Raw genomic sequence first — 20900 nt, forward strand, 5'->3', positions numbered from 1 at the left:
CCGGGGATGCACATGACATCAGTGCACTGGTTGCCGCTGACGGAGGTTTCCGAAGATGCTCGGGACGCTGTTCGGGCGTTCCGCGAGCTGGGCGGAATGCATTACGGTAGCTTTTCCGTAGACCAGTCGCGCGTGAACTTCGTGCGCGCGTGCGAAATGAACGGCATCACAGGTGACGAGCCTGTTGTCCATGAGGATATGCCCGTTCCCGTAGCGGACGGCAGCATTATCGTACGGCTCTATCGTCCGCGCGACGGGGAGGACAACGAGGAAAATCCACTTGTTGTCTTCATTCACGGAGGCGGGTGGGTGATCGGGAGCGTGGACACACATGATGGCATCTGCCGACATCTCGCACGGCATAGCCGATGTCCTGTCGCCTCGGTGGAGTACCGGCGAGCGCCAGAGCACCAGTGGCCAGTCCCGCTCGAAGACTGCGAGCGGGCATTGGACTACCTGATCACCAACGCCCCTGCGCTCTCAATTAACACGTCTCGGGTGGTCCTGGCGGGCGACAGCGCCGGCGGCAATATGGCGACCATTATCGCCAATGCGGCATCGACGGTGGGATCCACAGTCATCGGGCAGATCTTGTTTTATCCGGTGACGGACCTGACGGCGACGCTCCCGTCATATCAGCGCATTCAAGGTGGATTTCCGCTTGTAGCCGAATCGATGCTTTGGTTCCGGGATCACTACGTGCCGGCTGGCGTTCCGTTTGATCTTCCGCGCCTGTCCCCGCTGCTGCATGCCGAAGGTCGGCGACAGCCGCCGATGTTCATTGCAACGATGGGGCTGGACCCGCTATGCGACGAGGGCATAGCCTACGCGTCGTGCGCTGCACGAGCTGGGAGCAATGTCGAGCATCATCATCTTCCTGGGCATCACCATGGCATCGTCACCGCAGCCCGCAATATCGCGGCCGCGAGATATCTACTGGAACGCGCAGTTTCCTTTGTTCGACGGCTTGCCGAAACAAGATAGATTCAATGTTTGATGCTTTAATCTCCACGAGGGCTCGTGCATACACCCTGACGAGATCGAAGATGTCGTTGTCAAACTTACAAACGACCGAAAAGCATCGAGTTTCTCGACGCCTTACCAAAGAGCAACGTCGGAAAGATCCTCCGGCGAGAGTTGTGGGCCCGAAGAACTAACGTCACCGTCGGGATCCGATGCTATCGGGGTCGCGCCCATCGCGTTTATCCGGTCTTGCACAGAAATGAAGGGACGGGAAACGTCCGCCGTGGGGCAGTCTCGCGAGGTACCTTAGCCCCACTTCGTGTGCTGCGGTAGTCCAGAGTGACTGCCAGTCAGCGGGGGAGGGGGATTGAAGGCGGAAGGAGCGAAATAACGCCTGATGTTGCCTAGTCGGCCATTGCTACATTCGCAACCGATTGTGTAATGGAAAGCCCTTATTCAAATTGTCATTCGACTGCATGAGACTGGGAACACTGGAACTTGGTCAAATGATCATGTCAGAAGTGACCGATCGAACCGAGGTGCGCATGTCGGCTGCTCGCGTGCATGTCAGAGTGCATGCATGGATGACCTGTCTCGGGGCGTCTCCTGTTGGGTTGGTGAATTGTCGCCCTATATGCGGGGAATCCGACATCAACGTGTTCAAATGACCAAGTCAATTGATGCGTTCGTGTGGCGTTACAGATATCTTCAATAACTGGTCAGTGGAGGGATCTCATGACTAAGAACCAAGCGTATTCAAGTTCGATAGAACATATAGAAGTACTAATCATTGGCGCAGGAATCTCTGGCATCGATGCCGCGTGCCATCTCCGCATGCACCTGCCGGATCGCTCGTTTGCCATTCTGGAAGCGATGGAGGGATTCGGTGGTACGTGGTGGACCCATCGTTACCCCGGGGCGCGCTCCGACAGCGACCTGTACACGTATGCGTACGGATTCCGTCCGTGGAGTGGGCGTTCGATCGCCACAGCGGATGAGATCCATGGCTATCTGGGAGAGGTCATCAAGGAATATGACCTCGGTTCGAAGATCCGCTATGGGCATCGTGTTCACACGGTGGGCTGGTCGAGTGAACAAAGGCGCTGGACTGTCGAAGTATCGCGAAACGATACGGGTGAGCGCTTCTCGATAACTACCGATTTTTTGTGGCTGGGGGCGGGATACTACGACCATCGTCAGGGCTTTACGCCCAAGTGGAACGGGTTCGATCGTTACAAGGGAATGATCGTTCATCCGCAGCACTGGCCCGAGGACCTCGACTATGCCGGAAAGCGGGTGGTCGTGATCGGCTCGGGGGCTACCGCCGCAACGTTGATTCCGGCGATGGCCAAAACCGCAGCGCACGTGACGATGCTTCAGCGGTCACCCACGTTCTTCACATCCGTTCCATGGACCCACCAACTGGACGCTCCTCTTCGCGAACTTAACGTTCCGGAAGAATGGCGTGCGGAAATCCTGCGGCGTGCGCATCTCAAGCAGACGTTTGACCTGATCAACCTGTCCGCGGCGAACCCGGACGCTGTTCGCGATTGGCTGATCAACGAGACTCGCCAACAATTGCCGGAAGGTTTTGACGTCGACAAGCACTTCAACCCTGGCTATCGGCCGTGGCAGCAGCGAGTTGCCGCCGTCCCCGAGGGAGACCTCTTCGCGGCTATTCGTGACGGGAAAGCATCCGTAGTGACGGACATCATCGAGTCGTTCGATGAGAACGGCATTACCTTGGCATCCGGCGAGCAACTGCAGGCGGATATCGTCGTGACGGCGACCGGCTTCGACATGAGTGCTTTTGGCCAGATCGCATTTCACGTCGACGGAGATCCAGTCGATATGACCAGGCGGGTCTCATATCGAGGAATGATGATCGAGGGTATCCCGAATATGGCGTTCATTTACGGATATTACCGTTCGAGCTGGACGCTCCGCGCTGATCTCATCTGTGAATTCACCTGTCGTGTGCTCGCACATATGGACAAGGTTGGGGCGAAGACGGTGGAGCCGCGCCTGCGAGCCGAAGACGCCGACATGCAGCGGTTGCCCTGGACAGACCCGAACAACTTCAATGCAGGATACGTTATGCGGTCGCAACACCAGATGCACTCACGGGGAGATCGTATGCCGTGGCAGCACCATTTTGAGTACGAGGAGGAGAGCCAGACTCTTCCGGAATTGAGCCCGGATTCCGAAGTCCTCGTATATCGCTGATCTCCCAGTAACGTTCACATAAAAGGTAATGTTATGGCACTCGATTTGCATCTCGCTGGTTTTCTCGAAGCTTTTGCCGGATCTGGCGCGAAGCCACTGCCGCAGTCAACCCCGGAAGAGGCGCGCGCATTGATGCATCAATTGGCACACGCAGTGCGTGCATCAGGGGCCGTGGTCGAAATTCATAGTGTGGAAGACTTGACGGTTCCCGGCGCGACTGGATCGCTACGGGCGCGGCTTTATCGTCCGACTCAAGAGAGTCATTTGCCAACGGTCATTTATCTTCATGGCGGTGGGTTTGTCATTGGTGATCTGGATACCCACGACAATATTTGTCGAGAGCTGGCTCGTGGTGCGAACGCGGTAGTAGTCTCAGTGGATTACCGGCTGGCTCCCGAGCATCGGTATCCGGCAGCGGCGGACGACGCTGTCGCCGCGACTAAATGGGTTATCGCAAACGCTGGGGAACTGGGCGGCAACGATGTAGTGGCGGTTGCCGGCGATAGCGCTGGCGGCAATCTTGCGGCCGTCGTGACCCAACAACTGCACGTTGAGGGAATTTCGCTTGCCGCCCAGTTCCTGATTTATCCGGCGGTAGCACAAGACCGATCCGACTTTCCCTCCTTCAAGGAAAACGGTGAAGGCTATCTGCTCGACCTCGATTCGATCGTCTGGTTTGATCGACATTACGTCCTCGACGGTACGAACCGGGCGGATGCACGACTGGCCCCGGTCCTCGCCAGGGACTTTGCAGGGCTGCCTCCCGCGGTCATCGTTACCGCGGAATACGATCCACTGCGCGACGAGGGCGAAGCATACGGTCGCTTGCTTCATGCAAGCGGCGTCAAGGTAGAAACGATCAGGTGCGATGGCATGCTTCACGGGTTCTTCGATATGGGGGGGATCTCCCCTGGCGCCCAGGCATGGATCGAGAAAGGAATCGCAAGTTTTCGGAACATGCTCGGCAGCGCGCAGCACCATTGATACGTTCACGGTAGCGACTTGACTCTGCTGTTCGCAATTCTGTGGCCGCATGCAGCGTGGCAGGCGAGTTCAAACGTCGCCGGTGCGGCCACAGTCCTGTCGTATGACGGAATGTGTCCGATTGCGCGACGCCTCTGTGGAGCCGAAAAGTGCGTGCTTTCGCGACAGGGCTCCTGTTATTTGTCTCGATGCACTCGGACCTATCGACCGTGTTGAGACAGAGCGCGACGCGTCGGTACGCTTTGCAGTGGAACCGCACTTTGTGGTCGAAAGTTGTGAACGGGTGTGAAAAATCAAAATATAAGGGATGGAGGAGTCGCCAATATAGCCGGGCGAACATTTGGGCCTGGTGACAAGTGCGTACGTTGTGACCTCCTTTTATAAGGCCGGCCAGGCCGTGGGAAATGCTCGCATGTCTGATCAAGTCAAGATTTGACGTGCGAGCCGACCTCACGTGCATTCGCTGCGTAGTCTATCCAGGACACAAACCTGTGAAGAATTCATTCGATTATCTTGTTGTAGGTGGCGGATCGGCAGGCAGTGTGCTGGCTTCGCGTTTGACCGAAGACCCTGATGTGACGCTGTGCCTCTTCGAAGCCGGCGGCACCGGCGATGGATGGACAGTAAGCGTTCCGGCCGCCTTGGTGCTGATGATTCCATCCCGGCTGAACAATTGGGCGTTTCAGACCATTCCGCAAAAGGGACTGCTGGGACGACGGGGCTACCAGCCGCGTGGCAAGGCGTTGGGCGGATCGTCTGCAATCAATGCCATGGTGTACACGCGCGGCCATCATTCCGACTACGACGATTGGGCGGCGCTTGGCAACGAAGGCTGGGCCTGGAATGACGTTTTCCCTTATTTCAAGCGAAGCGAGCATAACGAGCGTCTTGGCGATGAATGGCACGGCCGCGGCGGCCCACTTTGGGTCAGCGATCTGAGGACAGGTAATCCATTTCAGGAACGTTGGCTGGAGGCCGCACGACAGTGCGGCTTGCCCATCACGGACGATTTTAACGGTGCGGAGCAGGAGGGCGTCGGCATTTACCAGGTAACCCAGAAGAATGGTGAGCGCTGGAGTGCAGCACGTGCTTATCTTTTTCCGCATATGAAGGTTCGCGGCAATCTGACGGTGGAGACCAATGCGCAGGTTAGACGCATTGTGTTCGATGGAAAAAGAGCCGTTGGTGTCGAAGTCACGCGTGCGGGGAGTGTCGAGACGGTTTGGGCGAAAAAGGAGGTGATCCTTTCCGCGGGCGCTCTTCAGTCGCCTCAGTTGCTTATGTTGTCCGGCGTTGGGCCGAAGGACGAACTTCATCGCCATGGGATAAAGGTCGTGTCCGATCTCGCGGGCGTTGGAGAGAACTTGCAGGATCACCCGGACGTCGTTGTCAGCTACAAGACAAACAGCCTGGATGCGCTCGGCGTCTCGGTGCGCGGCGGGATCAAGACGCTGCGCGACATCAAGCAGTATCGGAATTCGCGGCACGGCACCTTGACGACCAATTTCGCTGAAGGTGGCGCCTTCCTGAAGACACGGGCCGATCTCGATCGACCGGACGTTCAGATGCACTTTGTCGTTGGTCCCGTCAACGATCATGGAAGAAAGTTGCAGCTTGGACATGGGATTTCCTGTCATGTGTGCCTGTTGAGGCCGAAAAGCCGTGGATCGGTCAAACTGCAAAGCGCGGATCCGCTTGATACGCCGTTGATCGACCCGGCATTCCTCGAGCACACGGATGATCTCGAAGTCCTGGTCGAGGGCTACAAGTTGACTCGGCAGTTGATGGCGGCCCCGGCCATGTCGGAGTTTGTGACGGAGGATCTGTTTGAGCCGCGGTCGCAATCAGACGAAGACATTCGTGGGTTGCTACGTGAGCGGACCGACACCGTTTACCACCCGGTAGGAACCTGTCGCATGGGAAGTGACGAACTCGCCGTCGTTGATTCTCAATTGCGAGTTCGGGGAACGGAGGGGTTGCGCGTCGTTGACGCCTCCATAATGCCGACGTTAGTTGGCGCAAACACGAACGCTCCGACGATTATGATTGGAGAAAAAGCCTCGGATTTAATCCGGGGGATTGCAAGATTTCCGGCCACGGTGCCGAATTGAATTTTAGAACGGTGGTTTAACTAGCACCCTTTCGCGCCGGCATTCGTACGCGCGAATGCCGCAACCATGCACGGATGTTGCGGGCGTAGGATGCGCAACTACAGAGATGGCTATTCGGGAGACCCGCGCCCCTATTCGGTCATAGACAAACTTTCAAAATGCCGACATAATTCACGAACGTGATGGTCATCTGACCATGTATCTCGAATGAACGCTACACGCCTGTACGACGTGAGCGCAAGAGGATTTTCGGGTGTCGGAGCTTACCAATGACAAGAGTTCGGGCTGCGTTGCGGCGACAAGACTTTGTTGACGCTGCCGTTGATGTCATCGCCGCGCATGGTGTTGCAGGAGCCACCACGAGGCGAATAGCTCAAGCCGCAGGCAGCCCTCTAGCGTCCCTACATTATGTATTCCACACGAAGGACGATCTGTTCGATGCGGTTTACGAATCCCTGTTTGAGCGTATCGCGACGAACCTCGCCGCCGATAGTACATTTCACTCTTTCGCCGAACTGGCTGGATGGCAGTTGCGCAAGATTGTCGAATGGCTCGTGCAGAATCCGTCATACGCCCGCGCCCAGTCCGAGCTGATCCAGTGGGCAGCGCGTCATCGACCCGATTTCGCCTTGAGAACCTATGTCCAGTCTGTCGAGCGAACGACGGCTTACTTCAGCAAGTGCGCCGTGGAAGTCCACAGCGACATGATTGAAGCCGTAGCGAGAATGAGCCTCGTCCTGATCGATGGATTACTTAATAGTTGGTATGCGGAAGTGAATATCCGCAAGCTTGCGGCGAACCTGAATAATGCGAGTTCAGCTTTGGAGGCGTTTGCAACCGCCATCTCGAACTCAACGGTACAGGTTTGAAATCGACGCGGCCTGCTATGGCGCTTTTTGAAGCCCATTTCGACCTTGTTTCCGGTACGTAGATGGACGACGGCATCCAGCTGGGCACCTCCAGAGAGAGACACCCAGCGTCGATTCTAGCTAGCTGATGGCGCCCGGCGCCGCGCCGAACATAGACTTCGTCTCCAGGAACTCCTCGATGCCGGCGTAGCCCCATTCCCGTCCATTTCCGGACTGCTTGTAACCACCGAATGGTGCCGCGATGTCAACTGGCGCACCGTTCAAATGGACCATTCCGGTCCGCAACTTTCTCGCGACACGCTCCGCTTGTTCGATCGAGTCTCCATAAACGTAGCCGGACAATCCGTACGGCGAGTCGTTGGCAATGGCGATAGCGTCTGCTTCATCTTTATAGGGGATGGTTACCAATACGGGGCCGAAAATCTCCTCGGTTGCTATTTTCATGCGATTGTTCGCGCGGCTGAAGATCGTCGGCTTTACGTAGTAACCTCTCTCAAGCCCGGAAGGATTGCCGGGGCCGCCCGAGATGAGCACTGCACCCTCCTCAATTCCAACCCGAATCATTTCCTGCACCTTTTGATGTTGGCGGTGGTTCGCCATTGGTCCCATTGTTGTGCTGGGATCGCGCGGGTCGCCGACTACTACCTGCCCGCACGCGGCTGCTGCAATCGCTTCTGCTTCCTCAAGCCGATGCTCTGGCACCAGCATTCGCGATGGCGCCGTGCACGTCTGACCGGAATTGGCCATCATCTGGAGCACCCCATGCGTGACTGCTTGCTGAAAGTTTTCGCTATCCAGAATGATGTTCGCCGACTTTCCACCCAGCTCTAGCGTCACCCTCTTGATCGTCGTCGCCGCTGCCTGAGCGACCTCCACACCAGCGCTCGTTGACCCCGTAAGCGACACCATGTCAATGAGCGGGCTGGAAGCGATGGCCTTGCCCAGGCGCTGTCCGGAGCCCTGTACGAGATTGAATACACCGGGAGGTACGCCTGCCTTCTCAAGGATCTCGGCGAGAACAATTGCCGAGTACGGTGCATTCTGACTGGGCTTCAACACAATTGTGCAGCCCGCAATCAGAGCCGGTGCAACCTTGCACATGACCTGGTTCATTGGCCAGTTCCATGGCGTAATCAACCCGCAAACACCCACTGGCTCCTTCACGATCCGCGAAGTGCCTTGGGCTCGTTCGAACGGGTACTGCTTTGCAACTTCCAGGGTCGTATGGAGGTGCCAGAGTCCCAGCGCCGCCTGAAGTGGTCGAGAAATGGCATCCATGGGTGCGCCCATCTCCAGAGTGATTGCGTCCGCCATGTCCTGCAACCGCTCTGTGTATGCACCAATCACGCTCTCGAGCATTTTAAGTCGCTCAACCAGGGACGTGCTCGAAAATGCTGCGAAGGCGTCACTAGCTGCCTTCGCAGCCAGATTCACATCCACTTCGTCAGAGAACAGCAACACCCCAGAGACCTCGCCGGTCGCCGGATTGATGATTTCGTGCTCAATGCCACCGTTGGCCGGCTCCACCCATCGTCCGCCTATGAACGCCCGGCGTAGATGGTCTTCTTCAAAAATTGGCATCAGCTTGCTCCATGTTAATTGGCCTCACGGGCGAATCTTCAGAACCGCCCAGGAGCATCCATGCTATCGCCTTTTTTGATCATTTGGCCAAGTCGCACGACTTAGTAATAATCAGTATTGACCACTAGTACTTCGAAGAACGATGCTTTCCAGGAAACCAACAGTAATGCTGCTGAAAAAAGGCCCGCAGCCAATGCAATCGGACAACGAGGTGACGAGCTGGCTTCCTGCCAAAGCTTGCGACAAACCGAGGTCACTTTTCTTGAGCACAACGGTGTGGCCTATCGGCAAGAACATCCACTTACGGGGGCGGTGAGTTCAAATCCACTCACTGCTTGAGAACCCAGGTAAGCATCACAGAGGGTTAACCTTCATCGACAAGGAATTTTTCGAGCAATACCTTCTACTACACGGTCATTTGATCAAGTCACGTAGTAGACTTCGCGCCGGATGGCCAAGGAAGTGCGCAATCCGCAAAGTGGCGAACCGCGATCCGGTCGCTTTTAGATTTGAACGTCGAACGACAACTCTCCTTCGGGAGCGAAAGGTAATTACCATGGCAATCATTCAAGTACAGCAGATCATGCAAGAGCACCCGCTGCATGCTCGCGCCCCACATGAGTCCCGCTACGAAGATGGCAGTGCTTTCTGCGACGGCAACTATGTTCCCATCACCGAAGCAACCGTCCCGCTAGTTGACGCGGGATTCTTGCATGCCGATGCTGCCTACGATGTTGTTACCGTCTCACGAGGCAACTTCTTCCGGCTCGACGATCACCTCACCCGCATGGAAGAGTCATCGGCGAAGTTCTTCCTCGAGAATCCGTTCAATCGCGACCAGGTCAAGGAAATTCTCCACAATCTCGTGCGAAACGCTGGCCTGAAGGATGCGTACGTCTGGTGGTGCGTCACGCGCGGCCCCCTGAGCGTCGACCGTCGCGATCGCAGCGCGATGAAGAATGCGATGTTTGCCTTTGCCGTGCCGTTCTTCTTCCAGGCGGACGACGAGGTCCGCACGCGAGGCTCGAACTTGCTGATCAGCAAGCGGTACAACCGGATTTCTGCAAAGGCTGTGGATCCCACGGCCAAGAACTTCCATTGGATGGACATGAAGCTCGCTCTCTTCGAGGCGATGCAACAAGAGAAGGACTGGGCGATTCTCGTCGACGAAAACGACAACCTGACCGAAGCCGCCGGTGCGAACGTATTTTTCGTCAAGAACGGCGAACTCTATACCCCTGCTGAAGGCTGCCTGCTCGGTATCACGCGCCAGAGTGTCTTCGATATCGCCGCCGAACTCGGCATCAAGATGAACATCGGCAAATACACGGCGACCCAACTGCGCCAGGCCGACGAAGCATTCACGTCCTCGTCTGCAGGCGGAATCATGCCCATCAGCTCCGTGGATAGCCAGCGCCTTGGTGACCACAACGGCGCCGGCCCGATCTCCGAGAAGATCCATAACCTCTACTGGGAGAAGCGCTGGGCAGGGTGGCACTCGCAGCCAGCTGAATATCTCGCGTCTGTCCCGGCATAAGCCGGGAGCCCATCATGAGTGATGCATGTGCAAAGCCGCCCCGGTCAGATTTTTTATACCCGGTTTTGGGGCGCTCACGATAGCTCTAGCAATCGTGAAGGGATTGATAGTTCGTCCGGCCCTCCATCAAAGTACCGGACAATACTAGCTTCCAGGTTATAACGACGACCGGTTCGTTGTCTAACAGCATCTGGTCAGGAATCCAGATCGTTTCAAAAGTCTGGCGCGGAGTGGCGATGACCTACGTTGAACCCGCCATCGGCGACATCGCACTTCGCGCGGCCGGACATTCGAGTCGTTAAGCGGAAGGAATCGAGAGGAGAACTGTGATGAAGCAGAGGAATATCAGAGCCGTGTCCGTGATCGCGGCCGTAGTATGTCTTTTGACTGGAACTGCAGCCATGGCGGAAGACCTCACGCCGTCAGGAGCCGAGCGCGCGGCCAGTAAGGACGGTCTCGTGCCGGTTTTGGCCGGGCGGGAAGCTACGCCTTCAGGCTGGGAATGGGGCAAGGTCCGGGGCGACTTCTGGAAGCACAAGAACGAGAAGCCGTTGTACACGATCGATGCGGCAAGCGTCGACAAATACGCCGACAAACTGTCGCCGGGGCAGATCCAGCTCATCAAGCAACTGAAGGGCTACCGCATGGAGGTCTATCCCTCCCACCGCGAATGCCAGTTGCCGGAATCCGCCGAGCAGAATTCGACAGCGAATCTCACGACAGCGAAGCTGGCTTCGAATGGCGAGACGATTCAGACCGCGACATTACCGGGTGTGGCATTTCCGCAGCCGAAGAATGGCGCCGAGGCGATCCTGAACTACGAAACGCGCTACCGGGGCGAAGGCGTGGAGTGGGCGCCGGGCGTCACGGCCATCTCCCCACGCCCGGGCGGTAGCGACTGGATCGACAGCGTCGGCCCGCAGGTCTTCTATTTCCCGGCGGGCAAGGATGGCAAGACCGCGCCGCAGGACGTCGACCAGTTTAGCCAGGGCGCCTATTTCGAGGTTGACTCACCCGCTGCACTGGCCGGACAGGCGTTCGTGCAGCGACAGTACTTCGACAAGGACTCGGAGACCTACTACTACTTCCCCGGACAGCGGCGTGTGCGACGCATGCCGGCCTATACACACGACGCACCGCTGATCGGCTACGAAAACCAGTATCTGATCGATGAAGCCAACATGTTCAACGGTTCCATCGACCGCTTCAACTGGAAGCTCATAGGCAAGAAGGAAATGATCGTCCCGTATGACGATTTCGGCATGTACACCTTCAAGGACAAGCTGCACGACGTCGCCACGCCCAACGGCATCGCGTCCGATCATCGTCGATATGAGGTGCACCGCGTCTGGGTGGTCGAAGCAACGCTCAAGCCTACGGCGCGCCACGTCGATTCTAAAAAGATCTTGTATCTGGACGAGGACAGCTGGCTTGCACTCGTCGGCGAGGACTATGACGCGCAGGGCAAACTCTGGAAGGTACGTGAGAGCTACCCGATTCCGGTTTGGGAGCTTGGCGGCGCCTGCGACAACGAGCCGTTCGTGCAGTATGACCTCAACAACGGACGCTACGTGTTCGACGCCTCCTCAATCGGTCAAGGCAAGGACATCCGCTGGTACGAGCATATTAATGATCCACGTTTCAAGACGGACTTTTTCACGGCCGAGTCTCTGAGATCGGTGAGCGAGCGCTGAGGTTCGGCGCAAATGCGGGGACCGACGTGCATCGGTGGTGCGCGTTGGCACTGTGAGTGTCAGCAGGGGAGATGAATGAAAACGAAAAACATCGGGATATATGTTGCGGCGTCGCTGGCCATGTTCGGCACGGCCGCAACGACTGCGTACGGCTATGAGTTCACGACGGGCCTGAACGATCTCACGGGTTCGTGGGTCACCAACCTCACGGCGGGCGGCGGTATCCGCACAAAAAACCCAAGCTGCTCGCTTACGGGCGACCCGAATTCATTCGGTTGCGGCGCGGCAGCCAACACCAACCAATGGGGCGCCGCCGACGACGGCAATCTGAACTACCGCAAAGGTCAGCCCTTCAGCACCTACATCAGCGCGACGAGCGAACTGCTCTTCAAGATGCCAAGCGAAGGGCTCAAGTTCATGATCCGCGGCACGGGTATGTACGACTTCCTTGCCGGCGACACAAACCGCACACCGTTGTCGAGCACCGCGTCGGCACAGGTGGTCTACGACGTGCAGCTGCTCGACCTCTGGGGCGAGAAGGACTTCACAATCAACGGCCAGAATGCCCACGTTCGCCTGGGCAACCAGGTGATCAACTGGGGCGAGAGTATGTTCGCGCAGGGCGGCATCAATGCCACTAACTCGCTCGATGTCCAGAAACTGCTGATTCCTGGCTCGCAGCTAAAGCAGGCGCTGCTGCCCGCGCCGATGATCAGCTTCGCCGCCGATCTTTCCCATGGATTTAGTACTGAGGATTACTATCAGTTCTGGTGGAACGGCAATCGCTATCCACCGGTAGGGTCGTACTGGTCCCTGTCCAACAGCCTGGGCCGCGGGACGACCCCGTATACGGTAAGCACGAACAACCTCAACGTGTCCGGCCCCAGCGCGGGTACGATCGCGGGGCCTGCCAGCGGCAACCAGAACACGCTCAACGGCATCTACACGGGTCTCGTCAACGGCGATTTCGCCGGGCCCCCGGACAACGTCATTGGCCTTCCTGTCAACTGGCAGGCACCATCGAAGTACAAGCCGCAGTTCGGCCTGAAGTTGAACTATTCGCCTCGTTCCTTCGACGCGAACTTCGCGATCTACTACGTAAACTATACCGACAAGTCGCCCGTGCTTTCTTCGTTGGCCAACGGGACGCTGCAATGGTCGTATCTGCAGAACCGCCAGCTCTTAGGCGCCAGCGCGAACTTCGGCATCGGCAACTGGGCGATCGGCACCGAGCTTTCGTACCGGCCGCACGATGCCGTGGCGCTGTCGGGGTGCTATGGCGCGGGCGGTCCACTCGATCTGAACACCAACGGTGTAGCCGGGGTGAATTGCCAGCAGTGGGCCGACATGAAGAAGTTCCAGTACGACATCAACGGGTTGCTGGCGCTTACGCGCAGTGAGTATCCGTTCCTGAAGCTGATTGGCGCGGACGCGGCGACGCTGACGTGGGAGCTTACCTGGATCTACTACCCGGGCCTGAGTTCGAGCGGCGTCACACGTAACGTCAACGGTCAGGCGGTCACGCAGGTGCCTCAAGCCGGTTACCTGCCCTGGCTGAACAATGGCTCGAGCCTGGGTTATCCCATCGGCATGGCGCAGGGCACGTCGAGTTCGGTTGGCGCCACGGTCGACTTCAACTGGACCTATGACGGCACGTTGATTCACGGCTGGCAGGTAACACCGGGTATCACGTTCGCCGATAGCCTGTACGGCTACACGCCCACGCTCACTGCGAACTACCTGCAGGGCGCAAAGTCGCTGAATCTCTATGTGCTGTTCAACCAGAACCCGACCGTCTGGCAGGCGGGTATCAACTACACGCTGTTCTGGGGCGGGCACAACACCGTGGGTAATCCCTACGCGGACCGCAACTTCGTCGGGATGTTCGTCACCCGGAACTTCTGATGGCCGGTTCCGTACGCCATTGAATCATCTGAAGGGAAAATGCCGTGTTAAATCGTTTGGTGAAAACACTGGAAAGGGCGTTCTTCGCTCGCCGCATGGCCGTGCTCGTGAGCATCGGCCTGTTCACCGCAGTCATGGCGTTTTTTGCTGTGCAGCTGCGCATGGATGCGGGCTTCGAGAAGCAGATGCCGATCGGTCACGAGTACATTCAGACCTTCCAGAAGTACCGTTCCGACCTGCTGGGCGCGAACCGCATCACTGTAGTCGTGCACGCACGGAAGGGCTCGATCTGGACGAAGGAGGGACTCACGCGGCTGTACAAGGTGACCCAGGCCGTCGCGTACCTGCCGAACGTGGACCGCATTGGCGTGCAGTCGCTGTGGACACCGAACGCTTACGTGAACGAGATCACCGACGAGGGCTTCCGCGCCGAGCCGATCATCTCCGGCACGATCACGCCCGATCAGCTCAGGCCAGGCGTTGTCGCGAAGATTCGCCGCGCGACTACGCTCGGCGGCTATGTCGGCACGCTCGTTTCGCATAACGAAGACAGCGCCATGATTACGGCCGAGCTCAACGAGCGTGACCGTAACGGCAAGGTGCTCGATTACGTGGCGTTCAACCAGCTGCTCGAAGCGCAGATCCGCGAGCCGTTCGAAGACGCGGGCTATGAAATCCAGATCATCGGCTTCGCCAAGCAGATCGGTGATATCGCCGATGGCGCAACCGCCGTGCTCGGCTTCTGCGGCATCGCGCTGCTGCTCACGGCGCTCGCGGTCTACTGGTACTGCCATTCGGTGCGCTTCACGGTGCTGCTCATTTCGTGCTCGCTCACGTCGCTCGTCTGGCAGTTCGGCACGCTCAAGCTGCTGGGCTTCGGCCTGGACCCACTCGCGGTGCTTGTGCCATTCCTGGTCTTCGCGATTGGCGTCTCGCATGGCGTGCAGCAGGTCAACTTCATCGTGCGTGAGATCGCGCACGGCAACAGTTCGTTCGACGCCGCGCGCCACAGCTTCAGCGGTCTGCTGATTCCGGGTGTACTGGCGCTCGTGACGGCATTCGTGTCGTTCATCACGCTGCTGCTGATTCCGATTCCGATGGTGCGCGAACTCGCCATCACGGCTTCACTCGGCGTTGCCTACAAGATCGTGACCAATCTGGTGCTGCTGCCGGTAGCGGCCTCGTGCTTCAACTTCACGAAGCGCTATGCCGATAGCGCGCTCAAACGCAGCGAGCGGCGCTCGGCGTGGCTTCGTGGGCTCGCACGCATCGCCCAGCCGCGTTATGCGGGCGTGACCGTGGCGCTGACGCTGGTGGTGTTCGCACTGGCCGCGTGGCAAAGCCGCGACCGCGTGATCGGCACGCTGCAGCCTGGTGCGCCCGAACTGCGCGCGGACGCGCGTTTCAACCGTGACGCCACCTCGATCGCAAGCAGCTACGACATCGGCCTCGACTGGCTCACGGTAGTGATCGAGTCGACGGGCAAGGCGTGTGATAACCCGGCGGTCGGCCTGTACGAGGACGACTTCACGAGCACGATGCGCACCGAGCCCGGCGTGGTGTCAGCGCAGTCGTACTCGGCGCTGCTGCGCCGCTACAACCAGGGCTACAACGAGGATTACCCGAAGATGAACGTGGTGCCGATCGACCCCGAGAACTACGGCGCAGTGTCGGTGGACGCGGGCCGGGTGAAGGGTTTCATGAAAGCGGACTGCGGCATGACGGCCGTGCATCTGTTCCTCACCGACCACAAGGCGACGACGATCAGCCGGATTCTCGACGACGTGAAGGCATATCGCGCATCGCATCCGTTTCCAGGCATTACGGTGCGGCTCGCGGCGGGTAATGCTGGCGTGCTCGCCGCGACCAACGAGGAAGTCGCAGTGAGCGAACTGCCCATGATGCTGTACGTCTATGCGGCGATCCTGATCCTCGTGTTCCTCGCCTACCGCGATTGGCGCGCGATGCTGGCTTGCTGCCTGCCGCTCTCGGTGGCCACCTTCATCGGTTACTGGTTCATGAAGGAACTGCAGATCGGTCTCACGGTGGCGACGCTGCCAGTGATGGTGCTGGCCGTGGGCATAGGCGTGGACTACGCGTTCTATATCTACAACCGGCTGCAGGTGCATCTGGCGGGCGGCCAGAACATCGTCAAGGCGGTGCAGCACGCGATGCTGGAAGTGGGCGTGGCCACGATCTTTACCGCGATCACGCTGGCGATCGGAGTGGCGACATGGAGCTTTTCGGCGCTGAAGTTCCAGGCTGACATGGGCAAACTGCTGGCGTTCATGTTCCTCGTGAACCTGCTGATGGCGATGACGGCGCTGCCCGCACTGGCCTCGGTGCTGGAACGGTGGTTTCCGCGCCGCAAGCCGGCGCGCGCACCGGGCTTGTTCAGCCACTGATATCTGGAGACCAAACCATGATCAAGATGCTTGTTGCCTGCGCGGCGTTGTGCGTGAGTGCGGCGGCCTTCGCGCAGCCGCAGGGCGCGGTGGCGGATTGGGCGGACAAATCCGCGCACGCGTGGACTGCGCCGTCGCACATGATGTTGATGGACGCCACGCGCGCTGGTTCGCGCATCGTCGCGGTGGGTGAACACGGCGTCATCATTCTTTCGGATGATGAAGGAAAAACGTGGCGTCAGTCCAATGAGGTGCCGGTTTCGGCAACGCTTTCGGCGGTTACTTTCACGGATGCGCGGCACGGCTGGGCGGTTGGCCAGTGGGGCGTGATTCTGGCGACAAACGACGGCGGCGAGACCTGGCGAAAGCAGCGCATGGACCTTTCAGTGGACCAGCCGCTATTCTCCGTGCTTTTCACCAACTCGCAGGACGGCATTGCAGTGGGCCTGTGGTCGCTGATGCTCGCCACGCACGACGGCGGCAAGACCTGGGCGAAAGTGACGGTGCCCAAGCCGCCGGGTGCCGGCCGGGCGGACCGCAACCTGTATCACATCTTTCAGGACCGTCAGGGCGCGCTCTATATCGATTCGGAGCAGGGCATGGTGCTTAAGTCCACGGATGGCGGCGCGACCTGGAACTATCAGGCGACGGGCGGCAAGGGCACGCTGTGGACGGGCGTGGCGCTGCCTGACGGGCGGATCGTCGTGGGCGGGCTGCTCGGTAGCCTGTACCAGAGCGGCGACGGCGGGGCGACGTGGACGGCGCTGAACGCCGGCACGAAGAGCTCGATTACCGATCTCGTGGCGACTAAAAACGGACTGATGGGCGTCGGACTCGATGGCCTCGTGTTCCGGCAACGCGAGGGCGGCACGTCGTTCGAGGTCCATCAGCGCGAAGATCGCGCGACGCTGACCGCCGCGCTGTTCAATGGCGCCGGCGAGCCGGTATTGTTTTCGCAGGATGGAGTGCTCGACGCTCCCGGAGCGAAGTGATAACGCGTTACATGCAGGACGCCCGAATTAGCCAATTTATAAAATAGGAATACGACATGAATGCTAATGCCATAGTGAGCCGGACAGCTCTCGCGACTCTGCTGATTTCCGTCGCGGTTGCAGCCCAAGCGCAGGCCGGTGATGATCTTCCCCCGGAGCAGTCGACTCTGCATTCCGTGCAGGTATCGAGTGCAGGGCCGGTCGACCCGGGCGCGCAGATTGAAACGGCTCGCGTGGACGGGCGCGTGGCTGCGAACGTCGGACCGGTGCCGGGCAAGACTCGCGCGCAAGTCCGTGCCGATCTCCTGCAGGCCGGAGAGGAGGGAATGCTTCCGCTGCGCTGGGTTGACTATCCTCCCAGCGCCGCGACGCGGACACGCAATCGGGAGAATTATTTGCTTCTGGAACAGGTGTGGAAGGAAGAAGGGACCATTCCGGCAACGAGCGTAAGCAAATCGAGCGGATTTAACTAGGAATGCAGATAAAATTTCTGGTGGCGACGAATCGGGTTGTGGGTGCGAAATTGAAGGGGCGGTGCGAGGGGGATGGTATGGGTGTTGTTATCGCCAACGCGAAGATGTCGATGAACGCGTGCGATGAAATTGCTGTCGAGGAAGCGATGCCTTTAAAGGCGGGAGCTCTTCCACAATTCTTCACTGGTTCTCTATCTTGTCATCCAACATCAGACGTTTACCCACTCGCTCTCGGATGACAGGTTTGGTTAGCGAGTCTCAACTGGGACCGAAGTGAAAAATATTGCTAAGAGCATCAAGTTGAAAGTCGCGTTTGGCTCGAGCGTCTGCGTGATTCTTATCTCCTCGATCGGGTTGTTCGGGCTCTATGGGCTTTACACGCTGAATGCGAATCTGAACGACGCCTTCTCGGGGCATGTGGTCCCGATCAATGAGTTGTCAGAAGTGCGTGCAGCGCAATCGGATCTCACGCTTCAGATCGCTCGGATCGAAATGTTCGTTGAGCCTGCCGTCACGCGCGATGCCATTGAAGCGATTCGTGCCGATCAGGCGCATATCGCCGAAGCATGGAATAGCTACTACGGAATGGGAATCCGTAGTGGCAGGGAGCGAGATCTTGCGATAAAGATCCGAGATTTGCTTCCGCAATTTACGCATGTCACCGACGACGCCATCGACGCCTTGAACACCGGCAACGATGACGTCGCTATTCCCATCATCAAAAAACTCGTTCCGATCGGAACACAGTTGACGGGCGTATTGGCTGAGGACGCCGCGTTGCATCTGGCACGGGCCAAGCAGTTCGTGGTGGACAGTGGGTCGACCTATCAAAGCGTGTTATGGATCGCGATCGCGCTGGTGGTTCTCGGCATTGCACTGACGGCCGGTGTTTCGATCTATCTGACGCGCGCGATATCGCAGCCACTCGGCAAGGCCTTATTGGTGGCGAATCGAATCGCCGACGGCAACCTGGAGAATGAAATCTCGACGCAGGCACGCGACGAATTCGGCAATTTGCTCGAAGCGCTGAATCGGATGAGCTACCAACTGAGCGACACGGTGCGCGGCATCAAGGACATCGCCGAATCGGTGGCCGTGGCATCGCGAGAAATCGCCATCGGCAATACGGATTTGTCGGCCCGAACCGAGAAGCAGGCGACATCGCTCGAGGAAACCGCGACGAGCATGACGGAATTGACGGAGACGGTGAAGCACAATGCCGATAGCGCGCGAGAGGCCAACGTGCTGGCCACTCGTGCCACGAGCATGGCCGATGCAGGTAACGAGGCGGTGCGACACATGGTCGGCACGATCGAGGAAATCAGCGGGAGTTCGAACAAGATTACCGACATTACGACCGTCATCGAAGGCATCGCATTTCAGACGAACATCCTTGCGCTGAATGCTGCAGTCGAGGCGGCGCGCGCCGGCGAACAAGGCCGCGGGTTCGCCGTGGTCGCGAGTGAAGTTCGCAGTCTGGCTCAACGTTCCGCCGACGCTGCGAAGGAAATCAAGGAGTTGATCGGCTCGTCAGTGGCGATGATTCAAGACGGCGCGAAGCAGGCGACGCATGCGCGGGAAACGATAGGCGAGGTCAAACTCGCGATCGAGCAGGTCTCGTCGATCGTCGGTGAAATTGCGCAGGCCTCGGAAGAGCAGACGCGCGGGATCGAACAAGTCAATCAAGCGATAGTTCAAATGGATGAGGTGACGCAACAGAACGCCGTATTGGTGGAACAGGCCGCGCAAGAGGCGCAGGCCCTCAAAGATCAGGCGCGGGTGTTGAATGATGCGGTGTCGGTCTTCAAACTCGCGAATGCGCAAGCCAAACCGAGGGTGGGAGGCCACGCGATGGCTGACCTGCTCACCGGATCGAGTGCGCACTAATACCCGGGAGTACTCTGACGAGGATGCCCGGCGTCACACCGGGCTACCCGGTTCGATGGTTTCCTGCGCAATGAGGATCGCCGTCGCTTTCATCAATTCGAACACGAGATCGATGCTCTGCGACTGTGCCTGCGGACCGAACATCAAGCTTGCGACACTGTCGGTTTGCGTTCCGATCAGCGTTGCCCGTGCGGGGTATTCGCGCGCCGTAGCGAACGCGTCGACCTCGCGTACGCGGTTGACTTGGATCGCCCGATAGATTGGGGCGGTGCTTGACGCGATTCCAGCGGTATCGGGTCGCGGTTTTGTAGAACCGGTTTGCTAGCGAGCCTAAGCGTTGAGTAGCGCCCTAAGCGCCGCCTGTCGCGGTTGGGCACGAGTAATCGTCCCTCAGGGCATCTTTGAGCAGATGCTTGCAGGAGGGGCGGCGCATGGCACGAAATCGCAAACGTGATACGCCCCGAACGGCGCGGATATTATGAGGAGACGCTGCGGACGTTGCCCCAGTGAGGTTCAGCGCCTCGAAGTAGCCGCAGCAGCTTGCTACTTCCGTACTAACTTGCGGGTGGTCTTGACGGTAGGGTTAGAGGTTGAAAGCGCCGACGCATAGGAAACCAACATCCTGCTGGCGTGGTCGATATCAGCGGCCAGACGTTTGGGATCTTCCTGGGCAAACCACGAGAAAAGGAGCCCGTCGATCAGAATAATGATCAGCCGCGCGATGGCATCCAGGGCCTTGGCATCCGCACGAGGCTCGGCAGCGGCCAGGTTGGTGCGGGTACCTTCCAGGGATATACGAAAGGCACTAATGGCCATATCGGGCTGATGTCTGAGCGCCCACGTATACAATTCTGACTGGGTCTTCGCGTATGTCGGGTTTGCCGCGAACCAGGCCATTGCCGCGCGCAGGTTGAAATCCGCCAGATCGGACAGGGTCCCGTGCTCTGGAGCGTCCGGGCTATCGGAGCGGATCGAATCGATCAAGGTTTCATAGACAGCCAACAATAGCTCGTCTTTCGAGTGAAAAACGTAATGCAGGGAAGCCAGCGGACAGCCCGCAGCCTCGGCGATGCGACGGGTCGTGGCTCCCTTCACACCGTGTTCTGCAATAACCGCGACCGTGGCCGCTACGAGGTCCTGGCGGCGGACTTCAGCCCGTACTCTCAGCATAGGCTAGAGCTCCGTTTCATGTCTTCGTTTAAAGGAGGTACCCGGGCAGGGTAATCGAATGCCTCGATATTAACATGACGATGGACGGCATTTCGCAGTCAAC

The 20900-nt window shown here is 58.5% G+C and carries 14 protein-coding genes; 12 read left to right on the forward strand and 2 right to left on the reverse strand.

Features of this window, described 5'->3' with window-relative positions; all coding sequences use genetic code 11:
• The first annotated feature begins 12 nt into the window (after window positions 1-12).
• The 5 genes from M3I54_RS33470 to M3I54_RS33490 all read left to right on the forward strand — a co-directional run bounded on the left by M3I54_RS33470 (window position 13) and on the right by M3I54_RS33490 (window position 7153).
• The gene (locus M3I54_RS33470; protein ID WP_254343559.1) at window positions 13-984 is read left to right on the forward strand and encodes an alpha/beta hydrolase; all 972 of its coding nucleotides are present in this window, start codon (window positions 13-15) and stop codon (window positions 982-984) included.
• A gap of 714 nt (window positions 985-1698) precedes the next feature.
• Window positions 1699-3189, forward strand: coding sequence for an NAD(P)/FAD-dependent oxidoreductase (locus tag M3I54_RS33475; RefSeq protein ID WP_254343562.1), 1491 nt, complete (start codon window positions 1699-1701; stop codon window positions 3187-3189).
• A gap of 33 nt (window positions 3190-3222) precedes the next feature.
• The gene (locus M3I54_RS33480; RefSeq protein ID WP_254343564.1) at window positions 3223-4173 is read left to right on the forward strand and encodes an alpha/beta hydrolase; all 951 of its coding nucleotides are present in this window, start codon (window positions 3223-3225) and stop codon (window positions 4171-4173) included.
• Between the two features lie 491 nt (window positions 4174-4664).
• Complete coding sequence (locus M3I54_RS33485; RefSeq protein WP_254343566.1) at window positions 4665-6284, forward strand: choline dehydrogenase; 1620 nt, start codon at window positions 4665-4667, stop codon at window positions 6282-6284.
• A 269-nt stretch (window positions 6285-6553) separates the two neighbouring features.
• On the forward strand, window positions 6554-7153 hold the full coding sequence (locus M3I54_RS33490; RefSeq protein ID WP_254343569.1) for a TetR/AcrR family transcriptional regulator: 600 nt from the start codon (window positions 6554-6556) through the stop codon (window positions 7151-7153).
• 120 nt (window positions 7154-7273) lie between these two features.
• Here M3I54_RS33490 and M3I54_RS33495 read toward each other — a convergent pair whose 3' ends face one another.
• A complete protein-coding gene (locus M3I54_RS33495) occupies window positions 7274-8734 on the reverse strand; it encodes an aldehyde dehydrogenase family protein (protein WP_254343571.1) in 1461 nt (486 codons plus the stop codon).
• A 556-nt stretch (window positions 8735-9290) separates the two neighbouring features.
• On the opposite strand from M3I54_RS33495, the gene M3I54_RS33500 reads away from it, so the two are divergent.
• The 7 genes from M3I54_RS33500 (at window position 9291) to M3I54_RS33530 (ending at window position 19627) form a co-directional block, all read left to right on the forward strand.
• Window positions 9291-10271, forward strand: a complete 981-nt coding sequence (locus M3I54_RS33500; RefSeq protein ID WP_254343573.1) for an aminotransferase class IV — start codon at window positions 9291-9293, stop codon at window positions 10269-10271.
• A 329-nt stretch (window positions 10272-10600) separates the two neighbouring features.
• Complete coding sequence (locus tag M3I54_RS33505) at window positions 10601-11965, forward strand: DUF1329 domain-containing protein (protein ID WP_254343575.1); 1365 nt, start codon at window positions 10601-10603, stop codon at window positions 11963-11965.
• 75 nt (window positions 11966-12040) lie between these two features.
• Window positions 12041-13870, forward strand: a complete 1830-nt coding sequence (locus tag M3I54_RS33510; protein WP_254343578.1) for a DUF1302 domain-containing protein — start codon at window positions 12041-12043, stop codon at window positions 13868-13870.
• A 44-nt stretch (window positions 13871-13914) separates the two neighbouring features.
• Entirely contained in the window at window positions 13915-16275 is a 2361-nt protein-coding gene (locus tag M3I54_RS33515; RefSeq protein WP_254343580.1) for an efflux RND transporter permease subunit, read from the forward strand.
• A gap of 17 nt (window positions 16276-16292) precedes the next feature.
• Window positions 16293-17267: a YCF48-related protein gene (locus tag M3I54_RS33520; RefSeq protein WP_254343582.1), complete on the forward strand. Its 975-nt coding sequence runs from the start codon at window positions 16293-16295 to the stop codon at window positions 17265-17267.
• A 56-nt stretch (window positions 17268-17323) separates the two neighbouring features.
• The gene (locus M3I54_RS33525) at window positions 17324-17740 is read left to right on the forward strand and encodes a DUF4148 domain-containing protein (protein WP_254343585.1); all 417 of its coding nucleotides are present in this window, start codon (window positions 17324-17326) and stop codon (window positions 17738-17740) included.
• Window positions 17741-18013: 273 nt separating this feature from the next.
• Window positions 18014-19627: a methyl-accepting chemotaxis protein gene (locus M3I54_RS33530; protein ID WP_254343587.1), complete on the forward strand. Its 1614-nt coding sequence runs from the start codon at window positions 18014-18016 to the stop codon at window positions 19625-19627.
• 543 nt (window positions 19628-20170) lie between these two features.
• Here M3I54_RS33530 and M3I54_RS33535 read toward each other — a convergent pair.
• On the reverse strand, window positions 20171-20797 hold the full coding sequence (locus M3I54_RS33535) for a TetR/AcrR family transcriptional regulator (RefSeq protein WP_254343594.1): 627 nt from the start codon (window positions 20795-20797) through the stop codon (window positions 20171-20173).
• Window positions 20798-20900: the final 103 nt, after the last annotated feature.

Origin of the sequence: Paraburkholderia sp. CNPSo 3274 (genome assembly GCF_024206475.1) — a bacterium.
Lineage (GTDB): Bacteria > Pseudomonadota > Gammaproteobacteria > Burkholderiales > Burkholderiaceae > Paraburkholderia.